The organism is Frankia sp. AgB1.9, from assembly GCF_016786355.1.
Taxonomy (GTDB): Bacteria; Actinomycetota; Actinomycetes; order Frankiales; family Frankiaceae; genus Pseudofrankia.
The window spans coordinates 1-10,646 of record NZ_JADWYX010000194.1 but is presented as its reverse complement, the minus strand read 5'-3'; the positions used below and the strand labels follow the sequence as shown (position 1 = coordinate 10,646).

Sequence of the window (10,646 nt, the reverse complement as noted above, 5' to 3'; positions counted from 1 at the left end):
TTGTGACGGTTGGTGAAAGTGATGATCCGATCGACATCAAGGTGGTCAAAGCCCCAGGCGACCGCTGCGGTCGCGGGCGGGGGGGCGGGGGCGGGGGGGGGGGCGGGGGGGGGGCCGGGGGGGGGGGCCCCCCGCCCCCCCCCGGGGGGGGGGCCCGGGCTGGTCTACGTCGAGACGGTCCGCAACACGCCCCCGCTCGTCCTGATCCTGTTGTTTGTGTACGGACTACCGAAGACCGGCGTCCGCTACTCGCTGTTCGTCTCGGCCGTTCTGGTGCTGGGCGGCTACACCGGCGCCTTCGTCTCCGAGGCACTGCTGTCGGGGATCCGTTCGGTGCCTGTCGGGCAGGCGGAAGCGGCCCGCTCACTGGGCCTGACCTTCACCGGGACCCTGCGCCACGTCGTGCTGCCGCAGGCGTTCCGTACGGTGGTCCCGCCGTTGGGCGCGCTGTTGTCCGCGTTGGTCCGCAACACCTCGCTGGCCGCCCCGATCGGCGTCCTGGAGCTCACCGCCCGGGCCGGTCAGCTCAACACCTCCGATCCCAGTCCCGTCTGGATCTACCTCGCCGCGGCCGCGGCCTACCTGGTCGTCACGCTGCCCCTCGGCGGGGTCATCCGCCTCGTCGAGCGCCGGGTAGCGGTGACCCGGTGACCGTTCTCTATGACGAACCCGGGCCACGGGCCCGGGCCTGGATCGCGGTCGGCTCCGCTGTCACGGTCGGGCTCGTCGGCCTCGCGGTCACGGTCGCGGTCCTGCGGCTGGCCTCGCATCACCAGCTGGACCGCGCGCGCTGGACGTTCGTCACCAACCCCGCCATCCTGCGGTTTCTCGCGTTCGGCCTGCTCAACACGCTGAAGGTGGCGGCCGTCGCCGGCACGCTCGCGCTGGCGATCGGCTGCCTGCTCGCGCTCTGCCGGCTCGCTCCGCTGGCGCCGCTGCGGGCCGTCGCGGCGGCATACACGCACTTCTGGCTGGCGATCCCGGTCCTGCTGCTGATCTACTTCATCGGGCTCGGACTGCCGACGATCGGCCTGGACCTCCCGGTCTTCTGGTTTCTCGTCCTGGGCCTGACCCTGTACAACAGCGCCTTCTTCGCGGAGATCTTCCGGACCGGCATCGTCGCCCTGCCTTCCGGTCAGCGCGAGGCCGCCGCGGCGCTCGGCCTCGGCTTCTGGCCTGCGATGCGGCTCGTCGTGCTGCCCCAGGCCATCCGCCGGATGGTGCCGTCGCTGCTCAGCCAGTTCATCGTGCTGCTCAAGGACACGTCGCTCGGTTTCGTCCTGCCCTACCCGGAGCTGCTACGCCGCGGGCAGATCACCGGGCAGTACGCACAGTCGGTCCTGCAGAGCTACGTCGTCGTCGCGATCGCCTACGTCGCGGTGAACGCCAGCCTGTCCTACCTGGTGCGGCGGCTGGAGGCCAGGCAGCGCCGGTCCGGCCGGCGGGTGCCGGGCGCAGCGCCGACCGCGCGGAACCCGCAGGTCCCCGACTCTAGCCAGACTCAATCGAAAGGTTTAGATATATGTATGCGGACGTCGGCAGACACCGCGCCGGACGCCCAGGAGGACGATGTTCACCCAGACGCCAGACCAGGCCCTGTTAGAGACCACGACCGAGCAGTACCTCGCCGCCACCTACCCCGCGGCGCGGATTCGTGACCTGTCCCGGCGGGAGTCGACGTTCGACGCCGCCGAGTGGAAGCAGGGCGCCGAGCTCGGCTGGACGGCACTGCTCGTTCCGGAGGGCTCCGGCGGTGGCTCGATCAGCGGCAACGGGCTCGCCGACCTTCTCCCCGTCGCGTTCCAGTTCGGTCGCCACGCAGCCCCCGGGCCACTGATCGGGACCAACGTCGTCGCCGCGGCGCTGGGCCGGTGGGGTTCGAAAGACCGCCACGGCGAGCCCTTGTCCGCGTTGCTCGACGGTGGTGCCACGGCTGCCTGGGCGCCAGCCCCGCGACGGCACCGGGCCGCCCCCAGCAACGCGCCAGTGCGGGCGGTTCGGTCGGGCGACGGCTTCGTCCTCGACGGGACGCTGCCCCGGGTCGAGACCGGAGCGCCGACCGGCTACCTCCTGGTCGCCGCGCTGGTCGACCACGATGCACCGTCGCACTTTCTCGTCCCGTTGGACGCTCCCGGGGTGCAGGCCGCCCCGCTGCGCGGCCTCGACCTCGTCCGGCGCTACAGCGCGGTCACCTTCCGGGAGGCGGCCGTGGCGGCGAGCGCCCAGGTCGGCGGCGCCGTCGACGACGAGTTCCTGCTCGATCTGACGGCCGTCCTGCAGGCCGGCGAGATCGTCGGCGCGATGGAACGCGCGTTCGCCATCACCCTGCAGTGGACGCGGGACCGGTACTCGTTCGGCCGCCCGCTCGGGTCCTACCAGGAGATCAAGCACCGGATGGCCGACCTGCGCACCCAGCTGGAGGCGAGCGCCGCGGTCACCGAGAAGGCCGCCCGACGCGTCGGCGAGGGCGCGCGTGACGCCAGCACCTGGGCGAGCGCGGCCAGGGCGCACGCCGGGCGGGTCGGCCCCGAGCTGATCCAGGACTGCGTCCAGCTGCACGGAGGCATCGGCGTCACCTTCGAGCACGACCTGCACCTGTACCTGCGCCGGGCCACCGTCGACGCCCAGCTGTTCGGCACGCCGGGCTCCTTCACCGAACGAGTCGTCCGGCTGACCGAGGCCGCCATGGAGGGTGCGAAGTGAGCGAGACCGCGATCGACGTCGACGCGTTCGCGGCGCGGGCCCGGGCCTGGCTGGCCGAGAACCTGCCGCCGGCCGACCTCACCAGGGACACGTTCTTCCTCTACGCCGCCACCCACCCGACCGACGAGGAGGTGCTGGCCCGGGCCGCGACGTGCCGCGAGCTGCAGCGCCGGCTCTTCGACGGCGGGTTCGCCGGCATCTGCGTGCCGCGGGAGTACGGCGGGCAGGGGCTGACCCCGGCGCACCAGGCCGCGTTCAACCGGGAGATCAAGGGCTACGACTACCCGGCCGAGATCCAGGCGTCGACGTTCATCCCCTGCATGGCCGTGCTGCTGGAGTTCGGGACCGAGGAGCAAAAGCTGCGCCACATCCCGCGGATGCTGCGCGGCGAGGAGATCTGGGTCCAGCTGCTGTCCGAGCCGGGCGGCGGCTCGGACGCCGCCGGCGCGGTCACCACCGCGACCCGGGACGGCGACGGCTGGGTGCTGAACGGCTCGAAGATCTGGACGACGGCCGGCTGGTGGGGCGACTGGGCGCTCTGCCTGGCCCGCACGAACTGGGACGTCGAGAAGCACCGCGGGCTGACGGTGTTCAGCCTGCCGATGTCCGCGCCCGGCCTGCAGATCCGCCAGATCGAGCTGGTGAACGGCTCGACGGACTTCTGCCAGGAGTTCCTGACCGACGTGGTCGTGCCCGACGCCGACCGGATCGGGGACGTCGACGCCGGCTGGACCGTGATGACCCGCTGGCTCTACCACGAGCGGACCATCTCCGGCGGCTCCCCCTACGTGACCGGGGGCGGGAACCGGCCGAACGACGGCCCCTACGAGCCCACGGCCATGATCGAGGCCGCCCGCGGCCTCGGGACGATCGACGACAGTGGCACCCGGGCCCTCATCGGCGAGGCCCAGACGAGCGCCCTGGTCCTGCGGGCCCTGGTCGAGTCGGTCACCCGCAAGATGGCCACCGGGGTGCTCCCCCACCACGCCGCCGCGATGCCACGGCTGTTCGGTGGGACAGCGAACGCCCGCCGCGCGGCGCTCGCGACCGAGCTGTACGGCGACGCCGGCGTGGTCTGGGCGCCCGACGACGAGAGCTCAGCCCAGGTCGGGCTCGGCTTCGTGATCCGCCAGGCCGCGTGCATCGGCGGCGGCACGACGGAGATGGCCCGCAACGTCATCGCCGAACGGCTGCTCGGCATGCCCCGCGAGCAGCGCGCCGACGCCGACGTCTTCCGGGACGTGCCCCGCGGGCCGTAGGCCGAGGTACCGGGGCCGGGGGGCTTGGCGACGGCCGGTCTGGCGGCTAGAAATATCTATATCTCTTCGATGCTGGTCGGGAGGCTCGCATGGCGGTTGACCGAGGACCCGGCCTCGCGCCGGTGTACCGGGACGACCCCCGTCTCGCCCCGCTCGTCGGCCCGGGAGCGCCGTTCGAGCTCGAGGACATCGTGCTCGACGGCGTCGCGCTGCGGGACTTCGTGCGCGCGCCGCGCACCATCGTCGACGTCTTCGAGCTGGGCGCCGCGCACGAGGCGCTCGTGAACATCGTCTACGAGGACGAGCGGCTCACCTTCGCCGAGGTGCGGGGCCGGGCCCGCGGCCTGGCCCGCGAGCTGCGGTCGACCTTCGGCGTCCGGCCGGGCGACCGGGTCGGCATCGCCATGCGCAACCTGCCGGAGTTCGTGATCGGTTTCTGGGGGGCCGCGCTGGCCGGAGCGGTCGTGGTGCCGCTGAACTCGTGGTGGGCGGGTGGCGAGCTCACGTACGCGTTACGCGACGCCGGCGTCGCGGTGCTGTTCGCCGACGGCGACCGCTGTGACAGCGTCCGCGCGGCCGGCCGGCCCGAGGGCCTCGCGCTGATCGGGGTGCGCACGAACGCCGGCGACGTCGCCTTCGACGAGCTGACGGCCGGTCCGCCGCTGGCGGACGACGAGGTCGCCCGGCTCGGCCGCGACGACCCGGTCACGCTCCTGTACACGTCCGGTACGACCGGTCGGCCCAAGGGAGCGCTCAACACCAACCGCGGGATGACCGCCAACCTGTGGAACATGGCGTTCGCCTCTGTGCGGGAGGCCATCGTCGCCGGGCGGCCGCCGGCACCGGTCCGCCAGTCCTCGACGATCTCGACCGGGCCGCTGTTCCACATCGGGGGGATCTCGGCCATCGTCGGGGCTCCGCTCGGCGGCGCGAAGATGGTGCTGATGCACCGGTGGGACGTCCGCGAATGGGCGCGCCTCGCGGTCGAGGAGGCCGTCACGACGCTTGGCGGCGTCCCGGCCGTCGCGCGCCAGATCCTCGAATATCCCGGAGTCGGCGAGCTCGGCCTGGACGTGCGGGTCTTCCCGATCGGCGGCGCCGCCGTACCCCCCGACCTGGTGGCGCTTGCGACCAAGGTGTTCGGCACCGAGGTCGCGCTTCTGAACGGTTACGGCCTGACGGAGACCACCTCGGCCGTGGTGACGAACGTCGGCGTCGAGTTCGCGGCTCATCCGGACAGCGTGGGGCGGCCCAACCTCACCGCCGACGTCAGGACCGTCGACGCCGCCGGCACGCCGCTGCGTACCGGCGACACCGGCGAGCTCTGCTTCCGCTCACCGCAGGTCGCGCGTGGCTACTGGAACGACGAGGCCGCGACGCGGGCGTCCTTCCAGGACGGCTGGTTCCGCTCGGGCGACATCGGCTACGTCGACGCCGAGGGCTTCGTGCACGTCGTCGACCGGTTGAAGGACGTCGTCATCCGCGGCGGCGAGAACGTCTACTGCGCCGAGGTGGAGGCCGTCCTGCACGAGCACCCGGACGTCGCCGAGGCCGCGGTGGTCGGGGTCGACGACCGGAGCCTGGGCGAACGGGTCTGTGCCGTCGTGGTCCCCCGGCCCGGCACGTCACCGACCCTGGCGAGCCTGCGGGAGTTCGCCCGAGGCCGCCTCGCCGGGTTCAAGTGCCCGGAGGCACTGGTGATCCTGCCCGAGCTTCCCACCACCGCCACCGGCAAGGTCGCCAAGACCGCGCTGCGCGCGCAGGTCACCGAGGCAGTCACCGAACGGACCTGGTGACCGGCGCGGTCACGCCGCAGCCTGCCCCTGAAAGACCGATCAACGTCCTCTGGCCCAGGACCGTTGGTACGCCCGAACGAAAGTCAGACTTCGCCATCCGAACAGTCGGATGGCGACCGCAGGACCAGAACGAGTGAGGTGCGGCCATGAGCGATACAACCACCGAGACGGCCCCGACGACCCAGGCTGCGCACCGGCGGGAGACCTTCCGGTTCGCCGAGGCGCTGCCGCTGCACGAGTCCGGCATGATGTCGATGCCGGTGATGACCCCCGAGGCACCCGAGCAGTTCCTGGAGTGGGTCTCGGGCGGTGGCCAGGTCGTCAAGGTGCTCTTCGGTGACCCGGAGGCCGGGGGCACCAGCCTGGTGTGGTCGCGGTTCGGCCCGGGCTACGTGCTGCCGCGCCATTCCCACAGCGCCGACTGCCTGTACTACGTAACCCGCGGCGAGCTGCGGATGGGCGCCACCGTCCTGGGCGAGGGCGACGGGTTCTTCCAGCCGGCCGACCGCCCCTACACCTACACCGCCGGCCCCGACGGCGTGGAGATCCTGGAGTTCCGCACGACCAGCCCGTTCGACATGCGGATCACCGAAAGCCTCCCCGGCTGGGGACGCGTCGTGGACGCGGTACGGGCCCACCGCGACGACTGGGCGACCCAGCCCAAGGTCTGACCGGGCGGCTCCGTCCGAAAGCAGCTGGAAAGACCCACCTACCGAGAAGAGGCCAATGGTGTCCCGCGCCATGGACTGCCTGGTGAACGTCGACTTCGGCGACAACAAGCAGCCGGACTGGATGGTCCGCGTCAAGGAGGACTACTTCAAGGGCGGTGACTCGTTCTTCAAGAGCCCCGAACTGAACGAGCTGCTCGACGACATGGACGCGAACGGCGTCGAGAAGGCGATCCTGATCGCGAAGGTCGGCAAGACCGACGGGCGGGCGTTCCAGTTCGCCGAGGCCCGCCCGGACCGTTTCGCCCTCGCGCTCGGTGGGTTCAACCTGCTGCGCCCGATGCCGACGGTCCGCGCGCTGGAGTCGTACGTCCGCGACTACCCGGTCGCGTGCACGAACGTCGGCCCGAGCTTCTGGGGCGACGGCATGTACCCGCCCACCGACCCGGTCTACTTTCCCCTCTACACGAAATGCTGCGAGCTTGAGCTGCCGCTGTGTGTCAACACCGGCATTCCCGGGCCGCCGCTGCCGGCCGAGCCGCAGAACCCGATCCACCTCGACCGGGTCTGCTACCGGTTCCCCGAGCTGAAGCTCTGCATGATCCACGGCGCCGACCCCTGGTGGGACACCGCGATCCGCCTGATGATCAAGTACAGCAACCTGCGTCTGATGACGTCGGCCTGGTCGCCGAAGCGGCTGCCGGCCTCGCTGCTGCACTTCATGGCCACCCGCGGCAAGGAGCGCGTCATCTTCGCCTCCGACTACCCGGTGCTGTCCTTCCAACGGACCCTGACCGAGGCCGCAGCGCTCGACCTGACCGACGAGGTCCGCGACAACTGGCTCTACGCGAACGCCGACGCCTTCTTCTTCGGCGGCAAGGCCTCGTCCTGACGACCGCGGGTCCACGACGACAGCGGGTCCACGACGACAGCTGGTCCACGACCGGCCGGAGGCTCCGATGACTGATCTCTACTGGGATCCGATCGCTCCCGAACTGCGCGACGATCCCTATCCGCTGTGGCGGCGGTTACGCGACGAGGCGCCCGTCTACCGCAACGACCGCCTCGACTTCTACGCGCTGTCCCGCTTCGACGACATCGAACTGGCCCATCGCGACGCCGAGACGTTCAGCTCCAGCCACGGCACCACCCTCGAGACGATGGCGCCGGATCCCTACGACACGGCGATGATCATCTGGCTCGACGCGCCGAAACACACCACGCTGCGCAAGCTCGTGTCCCGCGCGTTCACCGTCCGGCGGGTCACGATGCTGGAGGAGCGCATCCACGCGATCTGCGCGCAGCTTCTCGACCCCCAGGTCGGCTCCGGCGGTTTCGACTACGTCCAGGACTTCGCCGCGATCCTGCCGCCCACGGTCATCTCGATCCTGCTCGGTGTTCCCGGCAGTGAGCGCGAGGAGCTGCGCCACATCGTCGACAACGTCTTCCACATGGAAGAAGGCGTCGGCATGAACAACGAGACGTCGCTGGCCGCGCTTACCGAGCTCGGGCAGCGCCTCGGCGCCCATTTCGCCGACCGGCGGACCAACCCCCGCGACGACGTGTTCACCGACCTGGTCAACGCCGAGGTCGCCGACGAGGTGACCGGTGAACCGCGGCGGCTCACCGACGAGGAGCTGGCCAGCTTCGCGATCCTGCTGTTCAGCGCCGGGAGCGAGACCGTCGCCCGCCACCTCGGCTGGGCCGCGAGCGCGCTCGACGAGCACCCAGACCAGCGGGCCGAGCTGGTGCGGGACCCCGGGCTGATCCCGGGCGCGATCGAGGAGATCCTGCGCTACGAGCCGCCGTCACCGGTCAACGCCCGGTGGACGACCCGCGACGTGACCCTGCCGGGCGGGACGATCCCGGCGAACTCCCGCGTCATCCTCATCACCGGCTCGGCCGGCCGGGACGAGCGCAAGTACGCGGACCCGGACCGGCTCGACGTCCACCGCAAGCTCGACCTGCACATGACCTTCGGCTACGGCGTCCACTTCTGCCTCGGGGCGGCGCTGGCCCGGCGCGAGGCCAGGATCGGCCTGGCGGAGACGCTGCTGCGGTGGCCGCAGTGGTCGGTCGACCGCGCCCGCACCGAGATGCTCTACACCAGCACCGTCCGCGGCCCGCTGCGTCTGCCGATCCAGGTCTGACCAGCCGCTCATCCACACGCGGCTCCCGGCTCACGCCAGCCGCGTATCAGGCATGCACCTGTGTTCTCGGAAGGATGCCCCCGTCATGGTGGAGAACAGTTTCCAGAATTCCTATGGGCCGTGGGTTCTGGTGGCCGGCGCGTCGATGGGGATCGGTGCCGCGCTGTCGCATGAGGCGGCCCGTCGTGGTTTAAACGTCGTTCTGCTGGCTCGCGGCAAGGACCAGTTGGAGGTGACGGCGGCCGAGGTCGCCGCCCAGCACGGCGTCGAGGTGCGCACGATCGCCGCCGACCTGGCGTCGCCCGACATCGGCACCGTGGTGGCCGACGCGACGAAGGACCTCGACATCGGCCTGTTCGTCTACAACGCCGCGGTCGGGCCGAACAGCCGCTTCGTCGACGGTGACCTCGACCTGCACCTGCTCAGCGTCGACGTCAACTGCCGCACCCCGGTGATCCTGTGCCACCACTTCGGCCGCAGGCTGATCGATCGCGGCCGCGGCGGGATCGTGATGATCAGCTCGATGGGCGGCACCCAGGGCGCGGTCAACTTCAGCACCTACAACGCCGGCAAGGGCTTCCAGTGGATTCTCACCGAGTCGCTGTGGACCGAGCTCGCGGACAACGGCGTCGACGCGGTCAACGTGTTCGTCGGCGCGACGTCGTCGCCGAACTACAACTCCTTCCAGGAGACGCTCGACCCCGAGCTGTGCAACCGCGTCGACACGGACGACCCGCTCGACCGGGCCCGCTCGCGGCTCCTGCGGCCCAGCACGCCACAGGAGGTCGCGACCGCGTCGTATGACGGCCTCGGCCACGGACCGGTGGCCTACACCCACCCCGACGACGCGTTCGTCTCCGAGCGGTGCTTCGCGCTGCCCCGGTCCGAGGCGACCGGCGTGTGGCGGGCCCTGCAGGAGACCTCGACCCGCCGGCCCGACAAGGTCGCCCGTTGAACCGGCGCCTGCGGGTGGTGCAGTGGACCACCGGCAAGACCGGCAGCGCGGCCGTCCGCGGCATGGTCGGCCACCCCGTGCTCGACCTGGTGGGCTGCTACGCCTACTCGCCGGACAAGGTCGGGCGGGACGTCGGTGAGCTGTGCGGGATCGACCCCATCGGTATCACCAGCACCGACGACATCGACGCGCTTCTCGCGCTCGAGCCCGACTGCGTCTCCTACATGGCGTACCGGCCGAACTTCGATCACCTCGAGCGGATCCTCGAATCGGGCGTGAACGTCGTGTCGACGCACTACATGATGGCCGGGTTCGGCTACGGCGAGCACGCCACCCACCGGCTGCGCGACGCCTGCCTGCGGGGCGGCTCGTCGCTTTACGCCTCGGGCATCTACCCCGGCCACGCGCCGATGGTCGCCCTCGCCGCGAGCGCCATGTGCAGCCGCGTCGAACGGCTCTCCGTCCTGGAGTCACTCGACATCTCCGGCTACGCCAACGAGCAAATGTTCCGCGCCCAGGGCTTCGACCTCGATCCCGACGACCCGGCCGCCCGCGAGGCCTGCGAGGCGTCCTGCGGCTCGTTCAAGGATCAGATCCCGGTACTCGCGAACGCCCTCGGCCTGCGGCTCGACGGCGTCGGCTTCCGGGTCGAGTTCGCCACCGCCAACCAGGACACCGACTTCGGCTACATGACCGTCAAGAAGGGACGTATCGCCGGTTTCAAGGGCACCGTCTCCGGCGACAAGGACGGACGCTCGCTGATCGAGTGCAGCTTCGTCTGGAAGCTCGGCGAGGACATGACGCCCAACTGGCCGGTCACCCACGGGTACGTCATCGAGCTCGACGGCGTCCCCGGGGTGCGCGTCCGCCTGGAGCCCCAGGGCGACCACCTCGACGGCACCGTCACCACCGCCATGCCCGCCGTCAACGCGATCCCGCTGGTATGCGCCGCACCCCCAGGCATCGTGAACCTCATGGACCTCCCCCTCGTCCGCGCGGCAGGCCAGTTCCGCCCCTGACCGGCACCGGCGCCCCCCCCGCCCCGCGGGGGCGGCCGGCCCCGCCCCCCCGGGCCCACCCCCCCGGGGGCGCCGGGCGGGGGGGGGCGGGCGCGG

At 71.2% G+C, this 10,646-nt stretch carries 10 protein-coding genes; all 10 read left to right on the top strand.

Annotated elements, in window-relative coordinates:
* Positions 1 to 21: 21 nt before the first annotated feature.
* The 10 genes from I6A60_RS39300 (at position 22) to I6A60_RS39255 (ending at position 10,550) form a co-directional block, all read left to right on the top strand.
* Positions 22 to 651, top strand: a complete 630-nt coding sequence (locus I6A60_RS39300) for an amino acid ABC transporter permease (protein WP_238437183.1) — start codon at positions 22 to 24, stop codon at positions 649 to 651.
* On the top strand, positions 648 to 1,658 hold the full coding sequence (locus I6A60_RS39295; protein ID WP_203023091.1) for an amino acid ABC transporter permease: 1,011 nt from the start codon (positions 648 to 650) through the stop codon (positions 1,656 to 1,658). Before I6A60_RS39300 ends, I6A60_RS39295 begins: the two co-directional genes overlap by 4 nt.
* Positions 1,570 to 2,703: an acyl-CoA dehydrogenase family protein gene (locus tag I6A60_RS39290; RefSeq protein ID WP_203023092.1), complete on the top strand. Its 1,134-nt coding sequence runs from the start codon at positions 1,570 to 1,572 to the stop codon at positions 2,701 to 2,703. Before I6A60_RS39295 ends, I6A60_RS39290 begins: the two co-directional genes overlap by 89 nt.
* Entirely contained in the window at positions 2,700 to 3,962 is a 1,263-nt protein-coding gene (locus tag I6A60_RS39285) for an acyl-CoA dehydrogenase family protein (RefSeq protein ID WP_203023093.1), read from the top strand. Before I6A60_RS39290 ends, I6A60_RS39285 begins: the two co-directional genes overlap by 4 nt.
* A gap of 89 nt (positions 3,963 to 4,051) precedes the next feature.
* Positions 4,052 to 5,758, top strand: coding sequence for a class I adenylate-forming enzyme family protein (locus I6A60_RS39280; RefSeq protein ID WP_203023094.1), 1,707 nt, complete (start codon positions 4,052 to 4,054; stop codon positions 5,756 to 5,758).
* A 146-nt stretch (positions 5,759 to 5,904) separates the two neighbouring features.
* Positions 5,905 to 6,429, top strand: a complete 525-nt coding sequence (locus tag I6A60_RS39275) for a cupin domain-containing protein (protein WP_203023095.1) — start codon at positions 5,905 to 5,907, stop codon at positions 6,427 to 6,429.
* Between the two features lie 55 nt (positions 6,430 to 6,484).
* Positions 6,485 to 7,318 carry an amidohydrolase family protein gene (locus I6A60_RS39270; protein WP_238437182.1) on the top strand — a complete coding sequence of 278 codons (834 nt, stop codon included), beginning with the start codon at positions 6,485 to 6,487 and terminating at the stop codon, positions 7,316 to 7,318.
* Positions 7,319 to 7,385: 67 nt separating this feature from the next.
* Positions 7,386 to 8,576: a cytochrome P450 gene (locus tag I6A60_RS39265; protein ID WP_203023096.1), complete on the top strand. Its 1,191-nt coding sequence runs from the start codon at positions 7,386 to 7,388 to the stop codon at positions 8,574 to 8,576.
* A gap of 85 nt (positions 8,577 to 8,661) precedes the next feature.
* The gene (locus I6A60_RS39260) at positions 8,662 to 9,531 is read left to right on the top strand and encodes an SDR family oxidoreductase (RefSeq protein WP_203023097.1); all 870 of its coding nucleotides are present in this window, start codon (positions 8,662 to 8,664) and stop codon (positions 9,529 to 9,531) included.
* Positions 9,528 to 10,550: a dihydrodipicolinate reductase gene (locus I6A60_RS39255; protein WP_203023098.1), complete on the top strand. Its 1,023-nt coding sequence runs from the start codon at positions 9,528 to 9,530 to the stop codon at positions 10,548 to 10,550. Before I6A60_RS39260 ends, I6A60_RS39255 begins: the two co-directional genes overlap by 4 nt.
* The last annotated feature ends 96 nt before the right edge of the window (positions 10,551 to 10,646 follow it).